At 65.2% G+C, this 18561-nt stretch carries 15 protein-coding genes and 4 tRNA genes; 8 read left to right on the top strand and 11 right to left on the bottom strand.

What is annotated here, in order from left to right; genetic code table 11:
• Window positions 1–176: 176 nt before the first annotated feature.
• The gene (locus tag DVU99_RS02390) at window positions 177–2726 is read right to left on the bottom strand and encodes a bifunctional diguanylate cyclase/phosphodiesterase (RefSeq protein WP_114238581.1); all 2550 of its coding nucleotides are present in this window, start codon (window positions 2724–2726) and stop codon (window positions 177–179) included.
• A complete protein-coding gene (locus DVU99_RS02385; protein ID WP_114238580.1) occupies window positions 2726–3220 on the bottom strand; it encodes a hypothetical protein in 495 nt (164 codons plus the stop codon). The genes DVU99_RS02390 and DVU99_RS02385 overlap by 1 nt, the downstream gene beginning before the upstream one ends.
• A gap of 203 nt (window positions 3221–3423) precedes the next feature.
• Here DVU99_RS02385 and DVU99_RS02380 point away from each other — a divergent pair, with 203 nt between their 5' ends.
• Window positions 3424–5523: a 3-hydroxyacyl-CoA dehydrogenase NAD-binding domain-containing protein gene (locus DVU99_RS02380; RefSeq protein WP_114238579.1), complete on the top strand. Its 2100-nt coding sequence runs from the start codon at window positions 3424–3426 to the stop codon at window positions 5521–5523.
• 84 nt (window positions 5524–5607) lie between these two features.
• On the opposite strand, the gene DVU99_RS02375 is transcribed toward DVU99_RS02380, so the two are convergent.
• The 5 genes from DVU99_RS02375 to DVU99_RS02355 all read right to left on the bottom strand — a co-directional run bounded on the left by DVU99_RS02375 (window position 5608) and on the right by DVU99_RS02355 (window position 10734).
• Window positions 5608–6204, bottom strand: a complete 597-nt coding sequence (locus DVU99_RS02375) for a DUF2058 domain-containing protein (RefSeq protein ID WP_114238578.1) — start codon at window positions 6202–6204, stop codon at window positions 5608–5610.
• A gap of 43 nt (window positions 6205–6247) precedes the next feature.
• Entirely contained in the window at window positions 6248–6466 is a 219-nt protein-coding gene (locus tag DVU99_RS02370; protein WP_198670156.1) for a SlyX family protein, read from the bottom strand.
• A 2-nt stretch (window positions 6467–6468) separates the two neighbouring features.
• Window positions 6469–7806 carry a UDP-glucose/GDP-mannose dehydrogenase family protein gene (locus tag DVU99_RS02365; protein WP_114238576.1) on the bottom strand — a complete coding sequence of 446 codons (1338 nt, stop codon included), beginning with the start codon at window positions 7804–7806 and terminating at the stop codon, window positions 6469–6471.
• A 153-nt stretch (window positions 7807–7959) separates the two neighbouring features.
• The gene (locus tag DVU99_RS02360; RefSeq protein WP_114238575.1) at window positions 7960–8742 is read right to left on the bottom strand and encodes an FKBP-type peptidyl-prolyl cis-trans isomerase; all 783 of its coding nucleotides are present in this window, start codon (window positions 8740–8742) and stop codon (window positions 7960–7962) included.
• Between the two features lie 222 nt (window positions 8743–8964).
• A complete protein-coding gene (locus DVU99_RS02355; RefSeq protein WP_114238574.1) occupies window positions 8965–10734 on the bottom strand; it encodes a cation:proton antiporter in 1770 nt (589 codons plus the stop codon).
• Between the two features lie 274 nt (window positions 10735–11008).
• Here DVU99_RS02355 and DVU99_RS02350 point away from each other — a divergent pair.
• From DVU99_RS02350 to DVU99_RS02340, 3 genes are all read left to right on the top strand, one after another.
• Window positions 11009–11084: transfer RNA gene (locus tag DVU99_RS02350), tRNA-Ala, on the top strand.
• Between the two features lie 11 nt (window positions 11085–11095).
• Window positions 11096–11171 (top strand) — tRNA-Glu (locus DVU99_RS02345).
• 34 nt (window positions 11172–11205) lie between these two features.
• Window positions 11206–11282, top strand: a tRNA-Asp gene (locus DVU99_RS02340).
• Window positions 11283–11418: 136 nt separating this feature from the next.
• Here the strand turns inward: DVU99_RS02340 and DVU99_RS02335 are convergent.
• Together DVU99_RS02335 and DVU99_RS02330 are read right to left on the bottom strand one after the other, a co-directional pair.
• The gene (locus DVU99_RS02335; protein WP_114238573.1) at window positions 11419–11910 is read right to left on the bottom strand and encodes a DUF1249 domain-containing protein; all 492 of its coding nucleotides are present in this window, start codon (window positions 11908–11910) and stop codon (window positions 11419–11421) included.
• Between the two features lie 17 nt (window positions 11911–11927).
• Window positions 11928–12743, bottom strand: coding sequence for a pyruvate, water dikinase regulatory protein (locus DVU99_RS02330; protein WP_114238572.1), 816 nt, complete (start codon window positions 12741–12743; stop codon window positions 11928–11930).
• Window positions 12744–12974: 231 nt separating this feature from the next.
• Between DVU99_RS02330 and ppsA the strand changes: the two genes are divergently transcribed.
• From ppsA to DVU99_RS02310, 4 genes are all read left to right on the top strand, one after another.
• A complete protein-coding gene (gene ppsA, locus DVU99_RS02325; RefSeq protein ID WP_114238571.1) occupies window positions 12975–15347 on the top strand; it encodes a phosphoenolpyruvate synthase in 2373 nt (790 codons plus the stop codon).
• A gap of 126 nt (window positions 15348–15473) precedes the next feature.
• Window positions 15474–16145 carry a signal peptidase I gene (gene lepB / locus DVU99_RS02320; RefSeq protein ID WP_114238570.1) on the top strand — a complete coding sequence of 224 codons (672 nt, stop codon included), beginning with the start codon at window positions 15474–15476 and terminating at the stop codon, window positions 16143–16145.
• 109 nt (window positions 16146–16254) lie between these two features.
• Window positions 16255–16344, top strand: a tRNA-Ser gene (locus DVU99_RS02315).
• A gap of 325 nt (window positions 16345–16669) precedes the next feature.
• Entirely contained in the window at window positions 16670–17371 is a 702-nt protein-coding gene (locus tag DVU99_RS02310) for a PP2C family serine/threonine-protein phosphatase (protein ID WP_114238569.1), read from the top strand.
• Between the two features lie 15 nt (window positions 17372–17386).
• Here the strand turns inward: DVU99_RS02310 and dnaQ are convergent, their stop codons facing one another.
• Entirely contained in the window at window positions 17387–18109 is a 723-nt protein-coding gene (dnaQ, locus tag DVU99_RS02305; RefSeq protein WP_114238568.1) for a DNA polymerase III subunit epsilon, read from the bottom strand.
• Window positions 18106–18549 (bottom strand): ribonuclease HI, encoded by a 444-nt coding sequence (rnhA, locus tag DVU99_RS02300; RefSeq protein WP_114238567.1) that lies wholly within the window; start codon window positions 18547–18549, stop codon window positions 18106–18108. The genes dnaQ and rnhA overlap by 4 nt, the downstream gene beginning before the upstream one ends.
• Between the last annotated feature and the right edge of the window lie 12 nt (window positions 18550–18561).

Genomic DNA, 18561 nt, shown 5'->3' with positions numbered 1-18561 from the left:
CCCCCCCCCCCCCCCCCTTGTTTTAAATGATACGGCGACCACCGACCTCTACACGCGTAAGATCGTCGGCAGCCTCAGATTTGAATACGAGACAGGCCATATGCCCCATGCCCGCCCCCCGCCGGGCCTGGATGCCCCTACGGGTTCGATATGGGGCCGCAGGCGCCCCCTGCAAGTCAGGCGGCGGTGCCGCTGACGCCGGCCAGCAGGCGCTGGCGCTCCAGCAGCAGCTTTTCGAAGGCGGGCTGGGGCATGGGCCGGCAGAACAGATAGCCCTGCAGTTCGTCGCAGTGATTGGCGCGGAGGAACTCCATGTGCTGCTCGGTCTCCACGCCTTCGGCCACGACGCCCCGCTTGAGGCGATGGGCCATCTCGATGGTGGCGCGCACAATCGCCTCATCGTCCGGATCCACGCCGATGTTGCGCACGAAGCTCTGGTCGATCTTGATGCGGTCTGCCGGCAGCTTGCGCAGATAGTCCAGCGAAGCGGCACCGGTACCGAAGTCGTCGATGGCGATCCGGCAACCCAGGCGGTGCAGGCCTTGCAGGTTCTCAACCAGGTTGGGAGCGGCCTTGATGCTGATGCTCTCGGTCACCTCCATCTCCAGCAGGCTGGCCTCCAGTCCGCTTTCGTCCAGCGCGGCGGCCACCACCTCCAGCAGGTTCGGCTGCATGAGCTGCACCGCCGAGAGGTTCACGCCCAGGCGCAGGCGCAGCCCGAAGCGGCGTTCCCACTCCTGTGCGTGACGACACGCGGTACGCAGCACCCACTCGCCAATGGATACGATCAGGCCGGTTTCCTCGGCGAGCGGGATGAAGAAACCCGGACCGATGAAGCCCAGCTCCGGATGCTCCCAGCGCACCAGCGCCTCCATGCCCACGATGTCCTCGCTCTTGGCATCGACCTGGGGCTGGTAGAACACGCGCAGCTCGCCCTTGTGCTCGGCGTGGCGCAGGCCAGACTTCAGGGCCAGGTTCTGCTGCTGCGACTGCTCGGCACGGCCTTCGAAGATCTGGTAGTTGTTGCGGCCCAGGCTCTTGGCCGCATACATCGCCTCGTCCGCATGCTTGAGCAGGGTCTCGGCGTCCGGCGCATCATCAGGGAAGAAGCTCACGCCGATCGATGCGGTGACCTGCAGTTCGGTGCCATCGTCGATGCGCAACGGCGCGCCCATCACCTGCACGATCTTCTCGGCGATGCGCAGCACGTCCTCGTTCTTGACGATGTGGCGCAGGATCACCACGAACTCGTCGCCGGCGTAGCGCGCCACCGTATCGGATGCGCGCACGCTGCCGCGCAGTCGCTGGGTGGTGGTGAGCAACACCTGGTCGCCCACCGCGTGGCCCAGGGTGTCGTTGATGGTCTTGAAGCGATCCAGGTCGACGAACAGCAAGGCGAACGATTCGCCGGTGCGGTTGGCCTCGCGGATCACCGTATCAAGGCGATCGTTGAACAACAGGCGGTTGGGCAGCCCGGTCAACGCATCCAGCAGGCCTTCGGCTCGCCCTTGTTCACGGGTGTGGCGCAGCTCCAGCGCATGGGCGAAACGCGCGGCGGCGCAGCGCAACACGGGCTGCATGATGGCCAGCGCCGGCAGCGGCTGGCGCGAGCCCACCAACAAGGCTCCAAGCACGGTGCGACGCTCGTCCTGCAGAGGCCACCCGGCAAAACCGGCCAGGCCCAACTGACCGAGCAGCGGATCGACCTGGGCGAGCCTGGCGGCGTCCGACTGGTGCAGCATGGCCTGTCCACCAAGCACCAGCCGCAGCGAACTCTGCAGGTGCGGCCCCGGCCATGCCGGCTCCTCGCCGCGCCAATGCTGCACGAGTTGGACCGGCGCACCGCCATCGTCCTGGCGCGCCGACCACACGGCGACGTAATCCAGCCCCATCTCCTCGAACAACAGTCGCGCCGCCTCGGCCATGCCCTCGTCGCCGCTGCCGGAACCGAAGATGCGGGTCAACAGGGTAAGCGCCACCTCCGCGCGGGCGCCGGCGCGATCGCTGCGGAACACCAGGGCGACCGCATCGCGACCGGCATGCCGGATAGGACGGGCGCTGGCTTCGCCGCCATCCACACCGCGCACCGAGCGGCGCCGTGCCGGGTACCAGCGGCGGGAACCCTCGGCGATCACCTGCTCGGCCGTGACATCGGCAAACGCCAGGATGTCCTGCAACCCACGCCCGCGCAGCTCGTGGTCCGCCAGCCCGCTGTTGCGGGACAACGCCGGACTGAACTCCACGATGCGGCCACGGGCCGGATCGACGATCAGCCACTCGTTGTCGACCTCGTCGAAGGCGAAGCGATAATCGCCCTCGCCCGACTCACCCGTGGCAGGCGTCCGTGCCTGTGTACGGTGCAACCGCTGCCAGCGTGCCAGCAGCTCATGCTCGATCTGGGAGGCATACAGCCAGTCGGCCACGCCCGCCGGCAACACGACCGGCTTGAGCATGGCCTCATCGTCCAGCACCGCGATCATCGGTGCCGATGCGCACGAAGGAAAGGTTCGCAACGCTTCGATGGCCGCCATGGCCTCGCGGCCATCGCCATCGAACACCACCACGATCAGGGCCAGCGCGGGACGCCCTTCGAGCAGGATGCCGGCATGCGCCGCATCGCGTGCCGAGTGCACGATGAAGTGCCCATCGTGATCGAACGTGTCGAACAGGGCACGACGCAGCTCGCGCTGGGCGGCCAGAACCAGGATGCCGGCAGGACTGGCCATCAGAGCACCCACTTTCCGTCGCGCAGGCGGGGCCGCTGGGCAGGCTTGGGCTGGCAGCTCAACCGGACCAGCACGTCATTGAAACTGGAGACCAGGCCCGGGGCCGGGTCGAGCAGCACCACCTTGCGTGGATGGCCAGTGGTGGCCCGAGCCAGCTGTCGCAGCAGCGTGGCGTCGCCCATGCTCAACGGCAAGGGCAGGCGCTGCAGCAGGTAGACGCCGAAATGGGTGCTCTGCAACACATAGCGCAACGCGATGTTGAGGCGCTGGGAACCCGGCAACCCCGCATGCTCCTCCCGCAGGTGACCCAGGCCGACCTCGGGGTTCCACAGGTAGACCGCCTGTCCGCTGCGCCGCACCAGCGGGCGCAGCTGGCCAAGCAACCCCACCTCATCGCCGCCCTCCAGCGCAATCAGGTTGCCGCGCACGGCGAGAATGCGCTCGAGGATGTCAGCGCCGGCCTGGCTGGTCGGGGTCGGGATCGGTGTGCTCATTCGGGCTTAAATTACGTGGTCCGGTGCCTTTCGGGTAGACAGTGGCGCAAGCCTCGCCGGAATCCGTGAGGCAATCCATGGAACAGCGCACAGGTCGCTCATTTACGGGATCTTCATGGTTGCCGGACGGGGCCTGCGGGCTTCTCGCAATCCTCGCTACGGGAAGGTATGGTGCGAGGCTTCCCGGTCACCTTGTACCCCCCATGTTCGAAGGACTGCGCTTCAATCACTGGAAGACGAGCCTGGATGACAGCGGTATCGTCACCCTCTCCCTCGACCGAGCCGGCAGCAGCGTCAACGCCATCTCGCGCGAGGTGCTGGACGAGCTCGGCCAGATCGTCGAGCGGCTGGCCATCGAGAAGCCAGCGGGCGTGCTGATCCATTCGGCCAAGCCGTTCGGCTTTGCCGTCGGCGCCGACATCAAGGAGTTCGTGACCTACGCCCAGCACGGCACCGTGCTGGAGAACATCGAGAACGGCCAGCGCGTGTACGAATCGCTGGCGCGCCTGCCCTGCCCGACCGTGGCGGCCATCCACGGCGCCTGCATGGGCGGCGGCACCGAACTGATCCTGGCCTGTCGCCAGCGCATCGCCGCCGACGACGAAAAGACCCGCAGCGGCCTGCCCGAGGTAATGCTCGGCATCCATCCTGGCTGGGGGGGCACCGCCCGATTGCCGCGCCTGATCGGCGCCACCGACGCCCTACCGGTGATGCTGACCGGCAGGGCCTTGTCGGCCAAGCGTGCACTGGGGCTGGGTGTGGTCGACCGCCTGGCCCCGCCGGCCGAGCTACTGGCCGAGGCGCGTGCCCTGTTGCGCCGCCCGCACGCCCGCCCGTTTGCCCTGCGTGCAAAGGCCTGGGCGACCAACACCTGGCTGGCCCGCCAGATCCTGGCACCGATGGTGATCAAGCAGACGGCCGCCAAGGTGCGCAAGGAGCATTACCCGGCACCGTTCGCCTTGATCGACGTGTGGAAGCGTGGCGGCTCGAGCATCCAGCAGCGCCTGAAACTGGAAGCGCGCTCGGTGGCCAAGCTGGCCGAAACCTCCACGGCGCAGAATCTGATCCGCATCTTCTTCCTGCAGGAACGCCTCAAGGGCCAGGGCAGCGGCATCGAGCACGACATCAAGCACGTGCACGTGGTCGGCGCCGGCGTGATGGGCGGCGACATCGCCGCATGGGCGGCCTTCAAGGGTTTCGAAGTCACCCTGCAGGACCGCGAGATGAAATTCATCCAGCCGGCGCTCGACCGCGCGCGCCAGCTGTACGAGAAGAAGCTCAAGAGCGCCGACAAGGTCGAGGCCACCGTACGTCGCCTGCGTGCCGACGTCGAGGGCAAGGGCGTGGCGAGCGCCGACCTCGCCATCGAGGCCATCTTCGAGAACGCCGAGGCGAAAAAGGCGCTTTACGCCAGCATCGAGCCGCAGTTCCAGTCCGACGAACTGCTGGCCACCAACACCTCGAGCATTCCGCTGGACGAACTGCGCGTGGGCCTGAAGGCACCGCAGCGTTTCCTCGGCCTGCACTTCTTCAATCCGGTGGCGCAGATGCCGCTGGTCGAAGTGGTGCGCCATGACCAGCTCGACCCGGCTGCAGAGAAGCGCGCACTGGCCTTCTGCAAGGCGATCGGCAAGCTGCCGGTGGCGGTCAAGGGCACGCCGGGCTTCCTGGTCAACCGCATCCTGATGCCCTATCTGCTCGAGGCCATGCGCCTGTACAGCGAAGGCGTGCCCGGCCCGGTGCTCGACAAGGAAGCCAAGAAGTTCGGCATGCCGATGGGCCCGATCGAACTGGCCGACACCGTGGGCCTGGACGTCTGTGCCTCGGTGGGCAAGGAGCTGGCGCCTTTCCTGGGCCTGGAGCTGCCACCGGGACTGGAAGACAAACTCGCTGCCGGCAAGCGCGGCAAGAAGGATGGCCAGGGCATCTACGTGTGGCAGGACGGCAAGCCGCAGAAGCCGGAGGTCGATCCGGACTACGCGGTGCCGGCCGACCTGCAGGACCGCATGATCCTCCCGATGGTCAACGAGGCCGTGGCCTGCCTCGCCGACGGCGTGGTGGACGACGCGGACCTGCTCGACGCCGGCGTGATCTTCGGCACCGGTTTCGCGCCGTTCCGTGGCGGCCCGATCCAGTACGTGCGCAGCGAAGGCGCCACCGTGATCAAGGGCAAGCTCGAACGCCTGGCCCAGCGCTACGGCGAACGCTTCGCCCCGAAAAACGGCTGGGACCTGCCCACGCTCGCCAAGACCGGTTTCGATCTGCCCGAAACCAGCACGCAGACCGGGGATGCCGAAGCCTGACGCAATGCCTCGGACGGCAAAACAAAACGCCCGGCGCAAGCCGGGCGTTTTCGTATCAGGGCTGCAAGCAGCGGCGCGGCCTGATCACCACATCAAGTCATCAGGCACGCCATCCTCGCCAACACCGGCCTCGCTGCCCGGCTCCACCAGCAAGGCCAGCGCGTGTGCATCGATGCCGCGCGCCTGCTCGGCCAGCTCGCGCGTGACGAGGAAGTAACGTCCCTGCTGCTGCACCACGCCCAACTCGCCGCGATTGAGCGCCGCCAGCTGCTCGCCATCCACATGCACACGACGGATCTTGCCGCCGTACTCGAAGTGGCGCACCTGGTCGACATCCGCCTTGTTGAGCGCATTGCCTTCCAGCAGCTGCTGCAGCTTCAGCTTGCGCTCGCGGCGCAGGCGCGCTTCCTCGGCCGCAGCCTGCTCCGCGCGCTTGCGCTCGTTGGCCTCGGTCTGCGCGCGAATGGCGTACGCCTTGGCCAGGTCGATGTCTTCCTGGCTGCCTCCGCGTGGTGGCTTGCCATGCGGCTTGTGCTGCACGGGCTTGCCACCCTGTTGCGCATGCGGCGGCCGGCCACCCTTGGACGGCTTGCCGCCCTTCGGCGGCGCCGAACGCTTCTCTTCGTGGACCTGTTTGACGATGCCGCTCTTGAGCAGCTGATCGCGCAGGGATTCGGCCATGATCGAAACTCGCTAGCGTGGTGCGTTTACAGAAGTGGTGCGATCAATAATGCGGGGGCGGCGGTTCGCTGTGCGGATCGTGCCCCTGCGAAGCGCGCAACGAGGACAACTCGCTGCGCAACCCGCGGATCAGCTCCTCCAGCGCCACCAGGCGCATGGACAGCTCCGCGTCCGCCGAAGCCAATGCATTCACCGTGTCATCGACGAAGGTGAGCCGCACTTCCAGCTCGGTCAGCCGCTGCTGCAGCGAATCATCGCCCATGCTCAGCGCCTCAGGCTGCGACCACGGCCGATGCCGTAGTAAGCCAGCCCGGCTTCCTCGACGGCAGCCGGATCATAAAGGTTGCGGCCATCGAAGATCGCGGGATTGGACAGCTGCTCGCGGATGCGTGCGAAGTCGGGACTGCGGAACGCCTTCCACTCGGTGACGATGGCCAGCACGTCGGCGCCGTCCAGCGCCTGGTAGGCGCTTTCGCACAGCACCAGGTCGTCGCGATCGCCATAGATGCGATGGGTCTCGTGGCGCGCCTCCGGATCGAATGCACGCACCTTGGCGCCTGCACTCCACAACGCCTCCATCAGGTTGCGACTGGACGCCTCGCGCATGTCATCGGTGTTCGGCTTGAACGCCAGGCCCCACAGCGCAATGGTCTTGCCGGCCAGTTGGCCATCGAAGTGGCGCGAGATCAACTCGAACAACTTGGTCTTCTGGTCGTGGTTCACCGACTCGACTGCGCCCAGCAGTCGCGCGTCATAGCCCACGCTGCGCGCGGTGCGCTCCAGCGCCTGCACGTCCTTGGGGAAGCACGAGCCGCCGTAACCGGCACCCGGGTAGATAAAGTGATAGCCGATGCGCGGATCCGAACCCATGCCCTGGCGCACCAGCTCCACGTCCGCCCCTACACGCTCGGCGATGTTGGCGATCTCGTTCATGAAGCTGATCTTGGTCGCCAGCATCGCGTTGGCCGCGTACTTGGTCAGCTCGGCCGAGCGCTCGTCCATCACCACCGTGCGCTCGTGGTTGCGGTTGAACGGCGCATACAGCTTGCGCAGCACGCCCACGGCACGCTCGCTGGAGCTACCGATGATGATGCGGTCGGGACGCAGGCAGTCTTCCACCGCATCGCCTTCCTTGAGGAATTCCGGATTGGAGACGACATCGAACTCCACCGAGGCGCCGCGCTTGGCGAGCTCCTCGGCAATGGCCGCACGCACGCGATCGGCGGTACCCACCGGCACCGTCGACTTGTTCACCACCACGGTATACCGATCCACGTACTGGCCGATCGTGCGCGCCACGCCGAGCACGTACTTGAGGTCCGCGCTGCCATCCTCGTCCGGCGGGGTACCCACGGCGATGAACACGACCTGGCCGTGCTCGATGGCCGGTGCGGCCTCCGTGGTGAAATCCAGCTGCCCGCTGGCGTGGTTGCGCTTGACGATCGGCTCGAGGCCCGGCTCATAGATGGGGATCTCGCCCTGCTTGAGGCGCTCCACCTTGCGGGCATCGATGTCGACGCACACCACATGGTTGCCCATTTCCGCCAGGCAGGCGCCGGTGACCAGACCCACGTACCCGGTGCCGAAAATCGTGACCTTCATTGTCGCAGCAACTCCCAAGGGGCAAGACTCGGGATTCTAGCAGGCCGGGCGCCCGGGCATGGCGATGCGAAGTCCATCACATTCATGCAAAAGAAACGGGGCGCGAATCGCTTCGCGCCCCGTTTCGGAATGGCCTGAAAGACCTGTAGGCGATTACTTGGCGCCGCCCGGCTGCTGGTCGCCGCCCTGGGTCGGGCCAGTCTTGACCAGGGTCACGTCGAACACGATGGTCGCGTTCGGCGGGAAGCCGTTCTGCGGCTGCGCACCGTAGGCGATGTTGGACGGGATGAAGAACTTGTAATGACCGCCGGTCTGCATCAGCTGCATGCCTTCGCGGAAGCCCGGGATCACGCCAGCCAGCGGGATCGAGGCCGGACCACCACCCTCGTGCTTGGACGAGTCATCGAACACTTCGCCATTGACGAAGCTGCCGACATAGTTGACCTGCACGGTATCGCTCGGACCCGGACGGGCGCCGGTACCCTGGGTGATCACCTGGTACTGCAGGCCCGAAGCGGTGGTCTTCACGCCCGGAGCGGCCTTGTTCTTGGCCAGGAAGGCATCACCTTCGGTCTTGTTCTTGGCGGCGACCTGGGTGTACTCGGCCTTGGCCTTGGCCTGCAGGTTGGCCACGAAGGCCTCACGCACCTGCTTGGCTTCCGCCTCGCTCATGGTCGGCTTCTTGCCCGAGAGCGCGTCACGCAGCGCGTTGGAGACGACGTTCGGGTCGATTTCCTCGCGCACCAGCGGCGGCAGCGAGCTAGCCAGATCCCAACCCACCACATAGCTGGCCTTGGTCTTGTCGACTGCGGCCGGCGCGGCCGGCGCAGCAGCGGGAGCTGCGGTCTTCGCGGCCTGTGCGTGCACGCCAGCGGTCATGCCCAGTGCAACAGCCAGCGCGGCTGCCGTCAGCGTGGGACGCAGAAAATGCTTCATGTGGAACTCCCTCGTATTTGGATGTGCCGGCGCTACCGGACTGAGCCCCCCCGATGGAGGCAGGCCACGCATTGTGCGGCCCTTGTCGAGTCTTGGCAACGATGTGGGGGCTACGACCGTCAGTCGTGATTAAAAGTTCACGACACGGCTCAATAACGCGGTTTTTTACGAAGTCTACACAGGGTCGGCCAGCCCTTTCGGCACGTTCACTGCAAAGGAATGTCAGGCATGGCCATCCCCGGACCGCCCGGGCTTCTCGAGGGTGTCGCGCAATGCAGCCTGCAGGCGCGCATGGACCTGCACCAGGCCCCGCCATAGCAACCAGGCAAGCAGCAGCAGGACCAGCACCAGCACCACGGCCACCTCCCGCGGCGGCAGGATGGTGGAGGCCAACGCCGCCACCAGCAGCCCCAGGACCCACATCGTCGCCAGGGGAATGAAGCGCGCCAGCACCGCGCGGATGCGCATGTTGTAGGCGCCGCCGATGCGCTCGGGAATGCTCAGCTCCGCCAGCAGCATGCCCAGCGCCGTGGCCTTGCGATACGCCGCCACGATCATCGGCAACGACACCAGCGCCGCGATCGACCAGGCCAGGCTGCGCTTCACCTGTGGCCGGTCGGCCAGGAAATCCCAGTGGAACACGCCGCGGCGATACAGGTAGGACATGATCAGGAAGGCCGCCACCACCAGCATCATGTTGATGATCACGTGCCACACCAGGCGCCGGATCATCTTGGCCACCATCGCACCCTGCCCGCCCAGGCTGAGACTGCCCATCCAGTCGGTGTAGGCGCCAAACAGGCTGGTCAGCTTGTGCGGCAGACGCCGGCCGAGCATGGACGCCAACGGGTCCGAGGCACGGATGAGATAAGGCGTGAGGAAGGTGGTGATGGCCGATACCGCCACCGCCACCGGATACAGGAAGCCACTGGTCACCTTCAGGGTGAGGCCCAACGAGGCGATCACGAACGAGAACTCGCCGATCTGCGCCAGCCCCATGCCGACGCGCAGCGAGGTGCGTCCATCGTTGCCGGCGACGAAGGTGCCGAAGCTGCAGGTGAGCACCTTGCCCAGCACCACCACCACGGTAACCACCAGGATGGGCAACCAGTATTCCTTGAGCATGGCGGGATCGATCAGCATGCCGATCGCCACGAAGAAGATCGCGCTGAACATGTCGCGCACCGGCATGATGATGCGCTCGACGCGCTCGACGCTCTGCGACTCGCCCACGATCGCCCCGATCATGAAGGCGCCCAGCGCAATGCTGTAGCCCATTTCGGTGACCAGCAGGCAAAAGCCGAAACACAGGCCCAGCACAGCCACCAGCAGCACGTCATCACGGCTGACGCGCGCGATGTAGTCGACCACGCGCGGCACCAGCAGCAGCCCGACCACCAGCGACACCGCCATGAAGAGGGTCAGTCGCCCGACCGCCGCCACCGCCTCGCCGGCCTCCAGTCCACCCGTGCTGGCAATGCCGGTAAGCAGCGCCATCAGCACGATGGCCAGCACGTCCTCCACGATCAGGATGCCGAACATCAGCTGCGCGAAGCGCTCGCGCTTGAGGTTCAGGTCGTCCAGCGCCTTCATGATGATGGTGGTCGAGGACATCGACAGCATCGCCCCCAGGAACAGCGCATCCATCGAACTCCAGCCGAAGAAACGCCCGATCTCGTAGCCGAGCCACAACATCAGGACGATCTCGCAGACGGCAGCCACCAGCGCAGCGCCCCCCACTTCGCGCAGCTTTTTAAGGCTGAATTCGAGACCCAGCGCGAACAGCAGCAGGATCATGCCCAACTCGGACAACGTGCGGATGGTCTGCTCGTCGTGGATGAACACCACCGGGAACGTATAAGGGCCGACCAGCACACCCGCGATGATGTATCCAAGAACGACCGGCTGCCGCAGCCGCTGGAAGATCACCGTCGTCAGGCCCGCGATCAACATGACGGTCGCGAGGTCCTGGATGAAGTGCAGATCGTGCATCGACAAATTCCGTGGGGACGTCGGGCAAGACTAGCAATCGATCATTCGATGCACAGCCCCACATGTCGAAATACGTCGTCGATGCAGTGACTCGACGAACCTTCATGCGTCACTTGCGCATCGAGGATGGCGTTTTGCGCGTCGCGCCCTCATCGCCGGTGAGACGTAACTGCTTGTTGTGATTCACACGTGAATTTTTTTTGAAAAAAATTCACATCGAACGCTTGACGAAATCGCAAACCCTATCTATTCTTTCGGGCTTCCAGAGGCACACGGGGCCATAGCTCAGCTGGGAGAGCGCCTGCATGGCATGCAGGAGGTCGGCGGTTCGATCCCGCCTGGCTCCACCAAACTTAGACACGTCCCCATCGTCTAGAGGCCTAGGACATCACCCTTTCACGGTGGCGACCGGGGTTCGAATCCCCGTGGGGACGCCAAGTTTGGCTTGGTAGTGTAGCTGGAAGAAAAAGTGGAGCGGTAGTTCAGTCGGTTAGAATGCTGGCCTGTCACGCCGGAGGTCGCGGGTTCGAGTCCCGTCCGCTCCGCCATTTACGAAGAGCCCGCCCTTTGGCGGGTTTTTTGTTGCCTGTAGAAAACTCCCAGTCCGCTCCCTGTAGGAGCGCACCCTGTGCGCGAAAAACCTACGGAGCGAGGACGCCATGGTCGCGCGCAGCACATGCGCTCCTACAACAGCGCCTCATCCGGCGAGTGGTGATCCTCGAGACGCTCCAGCGTTCCCTTCGAATGCCCCTGCTCCGCCAGGTATTCCAGCCAGCGCGAGAGAAACCCGTTCATGCGCAGGCGGTGCTGCAGCACCGTGTGCGCCGGGGGAAACGGGCCCAGCACCTGCCACAGATGCCGGCCCGGATGGCAATGCAGCGCCTCGGCCACATGCGCGTCGGTATACATGCGCAGCTGCGCCGACGGCGACGGCTGGCCCGTATTCGCGTCGACGAAGTTGTAGGTCAACTCCAATTCCAGCGTATAGGGATGGCGCTCCTGCACCTGCAGCCGCACGTCCAGCCCATCGTCCACGCTGGACACATAGAACCCCGGCGGCAGCTCCTGCGGCGCGAACAACCTCACCAGCCGGTGGTAGTTCTCCGCATACAAGCCCATCAGGAAACCGAAGCGTCCCGGTAGCAGTGCATTGCGGCTGTCCAGTACGGCACTCATGGGGCGTGGAATCTCCTTTAGAACATGGTCCGCTCGATACCGAAGCGGTCAAAGATCTTGCTCGCGATCTCCTCGATGGAGACATGCGTGGTGTTGAGATTGGGAATGCCCTCCCGCCGCATCAGCTTATCGGCCTGGGACAGCTCCCAACGGCACTGCTCCAGCGTCGCATATCGGCTGCCGGCGCGCCGCTGTTCGCGGATCTGCGCCAGGCGCTGGGGGTCGATGGTGAGGCCAAACAGGCGATCCCGGTAAGGGCGCAGGCGTGCCGGAAGCTCCAGCTTGTCCAGGTCCTCGTCGGTCAGCGGGTAATTGGCGGCGCTCACCCCGTAATGCAAGGCCATGTACAGGCAGGTCGGCGTCTTCCCCGAACGGGACACCCCGACCAGGATCAGGTCGGCCTGGGCATAGTCCACGTCGATGCCGTCGTCATGGGACAACGCATAGTTGGTGGCGTTGATGCGGGCTTCGTACTTGTCGAAATCGACCAGGCCGTGGGAGCGGTTCACCGCGCCGGAACGCTTGGCGCCGAGTTCCTCCTCCAGCGGCCCGATGAACGGGGCGAACACGTCCAGCATCAGGGCGCCGCTCTCGGCCACGATCTCGCACAGGTCGCGCGAGGCCATGGTATTGACCACGATCGGACGTTCCCCAGTCTGGGCGTAGCGGGTCTTGATCCGCAGCGCCGCCGCCTCCGCCTTGTGGGCATCGTCGATGAAGGGGAGCCGGTGCTTCTCGAACTGCACCCCCTCGAACTGGGCAAGAATGCTGTTGCCGATCGTTTCGGCGGTAATACCAGTGGAATCGGAGATGTAGAAAACCGTTCTTTGCATGGGTAACCCGAAGTCCCTGACTGTTCCTGCCCGACACCTTAGCTCAACGTGAAAAGCCTGTCTTTGCTTGACTCTCGGCTGACTGGTATGCAGCTGGCGCGGGTTTTGGCCGGAATGGTCTTCTTGTGCTGCGCACCATCGGCAGCGGACAATACCAGTTCTTTGTAGCCCGTTTTCCGGACGAATCCGGGCTCCCCCGCTTCAAAACTACGAGCTCTTGAGGAGACTCCCTTGAACGACCTGGTGCTTTGGCTCGACACGCTGCGCATGACCGACTTGGGCAAGGTCGGCGGCAAGAACGCGTCGCTGGGCGAGATGATCGGTAATCTCGCCAAACTCGGCGTGTCCGTGCCTGGTGGCTTCGCCACCACCGCCGATGCGTTCCAGCAGTATCTCGACAAGAGCGGCGTGGCCAAGCGCATCCAGGCGCGCCTGGCTACGCTGGACGTGGACGACGTCGAGGCGCTGACCGCCGCGGGCAAGGAAATCCGCGAGTGGGTCACCGAGACCCCGCTGCCGGCCGACCTCGACCAGGCCATCCGCGACGCCTACGCCAAGCTCTGCAAGGACGCCGGCGCCGACAACATCGCCGTGGCCGTGCGCTCCTCCGCCACCGCCGAAGACCTGCCGGACGCCTCCTTCGCGGGCCAGCAGGAAACCTTCCTCAACGTGGTGGGCATCGAGGATGTGCTGCACAAGGTGAAGGAAGTCTTCGCCTCGCTGTACAACGACCGCGCCATTGCCTACCGCGTGCACCAGGGCTTCAAGCACGAGGACGTGTTCCTCTCCGCCGGCGTCCAGCTGATGGTGCGCTCGGACGTAGGCGCCTCCGGCGTGCTGTTCACCCTGGACACCGAGTCCGGCTTCCGCGACGTGGTGTTCGTCACCGGCTCCTACGGCCTGGGCGAGATGGTCGTGCAGGGCGCGGTGAATCCCGATGAGTTCTACGTGTTCAAGCCCACCCTCAAGCAGGGCAAGCCGGCCGTGCTTCGCCGCAGCCTGGGCGCCAAGCAGCAGCGCATGGTCTATTCGAACAAGCCCGGCGAGCGCGTGAAGATCGAGGACACCCCGGTCGAGCTGCGCAACAAGTTCTGCATCAACGACGAGGACGTGCAGGAACTGGCCAAGCAGGCGCTGGTGATCGAGCAGCACTACGGCCGCCCGATGGACGTCGAGTGGGCGAAGGACGGCAATACCGGCAAGCTGTACATCGTGCAGGCCCGCCCGGAGACGGTGAAGTCCCGCTCACACGCCACCCAGCTCGAGCGCTTCCACCTCAACGAGAAGGGCAAGGTGCTGGCCGAGGGCCGCGCCATCGGCCAGAAGATCGGCTCCGGCAAGGCCCGCGTGATCCGCTCGCTCGCCGACATGAGCAAGGTGCAGCAGGGCGACGTGCTGATCGCCGACATGACCGATCCCGACTGGGAGCCGGTGATGAAGCGCGCCGCCGCCATCGTCACCAACCGCGGCGGCCGCACCTGCCACGCGGCGATCATCGCCCGCGAGCTGGGCGTGCCGGCCGTGGTCGGCACGGGCAATGCCCTGAACACCATTCCCGATGGCGCGGAAGTCACCGTGTCCTGCGCCGAAGGCGACACCGGCATGATCTACCAGGGCGCGCTGAAGTTCGACCGCGTCACCGCCGACCTGGGTGACATGCCCGAGGCCCCGCTGAAGATCATGATGAACGTGGCCAACCCGGAGCGCGCGTTCGACTTCGGCATGCTGCCGAACGCCGGCATCGGCCTGGCCCGCCTGGAAATGATCATCGCCAGCCATATCGGCGTGCATCCCAAGGCCCTGCTCGAATACGCCAAGCAGGACGCCGAGACCAAGAAGAAGATCGACGAGCGCATGGCCGGCTATGCCGACCCGGTGTCGTTCTACGTCGATCGCCTGGCCGAAGGCATCGCCACCATTGCCGCCTCGGTGTATCCCAAGACCGTCATCGTGCGCCTGTCCGACTTCAAGTCGAACGAGTACGCCGGCCTGATCGGTGGCTCGCGCTACGAGCCGCACGAAGAGAACCCGATGATCGGCTACCGCGGTGCCAGCCGTTATGTCGACCCGGGCTTCGCCGAGTCGTTCAGCCTGGAGTGCAAGGCGGTCAAGCGCGTGCGCGAAGTGATGGGCCTGGACAACGTGTGGGTGATGATCCCGTTCGTGCGCACGCTGGACGAAGGCCGCAAGGTGATCGACGTGCTGGCCAAGAATGGCCTCAAGCAGGGCGAGCATGGTCTGAAGATCATCATGATGTGCGAGGTGCCGTCCAACGCCCTGCTCGCGTCGGAGTTCCTGGAGATCTTCGACGGCTTCTCGATCGGCTCCAACGACCTTACCCAGCTGACCCTGGGGCTGGACCGCGACTCCAGCATCGTTGCCGGCCTGTTCGACGAGCGCGACCCGGCGGTGAAGAAGCTGCTGGCCATGGCCATCCAGACCGCGCGCGAGAAGAACAAGTACGTGGGCATCTGCGGCCAGGGCCCGTCCGACCACCCGGACCTGGCTGACTGGCTGATGGACCAGGGCATCGAATCGGTATCGCTCAACCCCGACACCGTGGTCGATACCTGGCTGCGCCTGGCCAAGCGCAAGGCGGGCTGAGCAAAAACAGTGTGACAGTCATGGGGCGGTGGCGACACCGCCCCTTTTTTTGCGCTCATGCAAGGGAAACTTCCCTGCCCCGGCCCGGTCTGTCCTTCAACCTAGGGACATTCGATGGGGAACGCCATGCGCACCATCCTGGGCCTGATCGCCCGCAACAAGGGTTTCATCACCTTCATGCTGTGCATGGTGATGTTCCGCAGCGCCATTGCCGACTGGAACGTGGTGCCCACAGGCTCCATGCAGCCCACGATCCGCATCGGCGACCGCATCATGGTCGACAAGGCCGCCTACGACATCCGACTGCCATTCACGCACATCGCCCTGCTGCACAGGGCCGATCCGCAACGCGGCGATATCGTCGTGCTCGACTCCGATGCGGCCGGCGAGCGCCTGGTGAAACGGGTCATCGGCGTGCCCGGCGATCGGATCGCCCTGCTCGACGATCAGCTCTTTATCAACGGCCAGCCGGCGAACTATCGACCGATCGCGGTGCAAGGCATCCGCGATGACCGCGAAAATCCCGCGCGCTATGCGATCGAGTCTGTCGGTCCGCTGCATCACGCGGTACGCCTGCTCGCCGCACAGGGGAGCAGCAGGGACTTCGGTCCGGTAATAGTGCCTGCGGGCAAATACCTGCTGCTGGGCGATGACCGCGACAACAGCGCCGACTCCCGCTACTACGGCTTTTTCCCCCGCGAGGAAATCACTGGCCGCGCGACCCGCGTGGCCGTGTCGCTGGACCCCGCCAACCACTACCTGCCACGCGACGGGCGCTGGGGCGCCAAACTGCAGTAGCGGCCGGCCACCGCCACACCGTCGAGTAGGGAAAAACGCCCTCCCCCATTGCCAGCCGCCCGGCTACCGCGTAAGATTGCCGGCTCGCGTGGACCACACGCACCGCTTAGGAGAGGTGGCAGAGTGGTCGAATGTACCTGACTCGAAATCAGGCGTACGTGTAAGCGTACCGTGGGTTCGAATCCCACCCTCTCCGCCAGAAAAGCAAAACGCCCCCATGTGGGGCGTTTTGCTTTTCTGATGGTGACGGCTGGGTGAGAACCCACCGGGTTCGACGCATTCGCCGGGAGCGAATGCGGACAGCCGCAGGCTGGCCCCGTAGCGCGAAAGCGCGAAGGGGTCAGGGCCATGAATGGCCCTGACAATCCCACTTGCACGATCGCCAGTGACTAAAGCCAAGACACCGGATTCCAGCAAGCACTGGAATGTCGGCTGACTCGCCTACGCCCCACCATACCTTTCACTTTTTGCGCAATTTCCGCACTTCCGTCATGCTCGCACCGCGTCGCCACACCAGGCATCCCATGATCGAGTTTGGACACGGAACCCACGTCGGCTTACGCCGCACCCGCAATGAAGACACTTATTACGCCGACGCATCGCTCGGCCTGTTTCTGGTGGCCGACGGCATGGGCGGGCACCAGCACGGCGAAGTGGCATCGGCACTGGTGCGTGACGCAGTAGCCGACCTGGTGGCCCGCGGTCATACGCTGGTCGAAGCCGTGCGCGCCGCGGACGAACGACTGATCCAGTACAGCCGCCGCTTCCGCGACCCTCGCCCAATGGGCACCACCATCGCCGCGCTGCGCCTGCATACCGACAGCTACGAAGTGGTATGGGTCGGCGACAGTCGGGTCTACCTGTGGCAAAAGCATTTGCGCCAGGTGAGCCACGACCATTCACTGGTACAGGAACTGGTTGCAGCAGGCACGCTCGATGCGGCACAGGCCGCACGCCATCCGCAACGCAACGTGATCACCCAGGCGCTGGGCATCACGGCGGCGGATCAACTGCATATCGGCATGGCGCGCGGCCGCCTCGAAAGTGGCATGTGCTTCCTGCTTTGCAGCGATGGACTGACCGAGGAAGTCGGTGACGACGCGATCGCCGCCATGGTGTCACGGCAGGACCTGTCGGCGCAGGAGTGTACGGAGCATCTGCTGCTCGCCGCACTCGACGGCGGCGGCAGCGATAACGTCACGGCGATCCTGGCCCGCATCAACTGAGGGCCAGGGCCTGCGTCACTGAACGGTCGACTGGGACTCGCGACGCCACACGCTGGTGCCACCTGCACTCTTGTCCAGCGCATCGAGCCGCCTTTCATGGGCCGCCAATTCGGCTTCGTTCGCACGCAGCACGCGTGGCCGGCGATCGAGCGTGATCGGCGCCAACGCCACCGCCGCCCCCTGCTCCTGCGCGCCTTCGAAGCCAAGGTCGAGCACCACCTGGCCCGACGTCATGGCCAGATAGACTTCCGCCAGCAACTGCGCGTCGATCAGGCCGCCGTGCAGGTCACGCGCGGAGTTGTCCACGCCGAGGCGCTTGCACAAGGCATCGAGGCTGTTGCGCTGGCCGGGATAGCGCTCACGCGCCATGGCCAGCGTATCCAGCACATGGCAGCGATCCTCGATCCGCCCATAGGATTCACCCAGCCGCGCCAGTTCGGCATTGAGGAAGCCGACGTCGAAGGTCGCGTTGTGGATGATCAGCTCGGCGCCGTCGATGAAAGCGAGGAAATCCTCGACCACATCGGCGAAACGAGGCTTGTCGAGCAGGAACTCGTCCTCGATGCCGGTGACCTGCTTGGCGCCCTCGTCGATCGCACGGTCGGGATTGAGATAGGTCTGGTAGTGACGGCCGTTGGGGCGGCGCTCGATCATCTCCACGCAGGCGATTTCGATCAGCCGATGGCCCTGGCGCACTTCGAGGCCGGTGGTTTCGGTATCCAGCACGATCTGCCTCATGCCTTGCTCCTGAACTGCTCGGCCTGCTCGCGCGCGGCGACATCTACGCGCTCGTTCTCGGCGTGCCCGTTATGGCCCTTCACCCAATGCCAGCGCACCTGGTGTGCCTGCGTAGCCGCCGACAGGCGCTCCCACAGGTCCTGGTTCTTCACCGGCTTCTTGTCCGCGGTACGCCAGCCATTGGCGCGCCACTTCGGCACCCACTCCTCGATGCCCTGCATCACGTAGCGCGAGTCGGTGGTGAGCGCGACCTTGCACGGGCGCGTCAACGCCTCGAGCGCGGCGATCGCCGCCATCAACTCCATGCGGTTGTTGGTGGTGTCGGGTTCGCCGCCAGCAAGCAGCCGCTCCTGGCCCCTCGCACGCAGCAGGGCAGCCCAGCCACCCGGCCCAGGATTGCCCAGGCAGGCGCCATCCGTAAACGCTTGAACTTCAGTCATTGTCACCCATCA

Source organism: Dyella sp. C9, from assembly GCF_003332825.1.
Lineage (GTDB): Bacteria > Pseudomonadota > Gammaproteobacteria > Xanthomonadales > Rhodanobacteraceae > Dyella.
The sequence above is the reverse complement of the archived record's forward strand: the minus strand, read 5'-3'. Positions and strand labels throughout refer to the sequence as shown.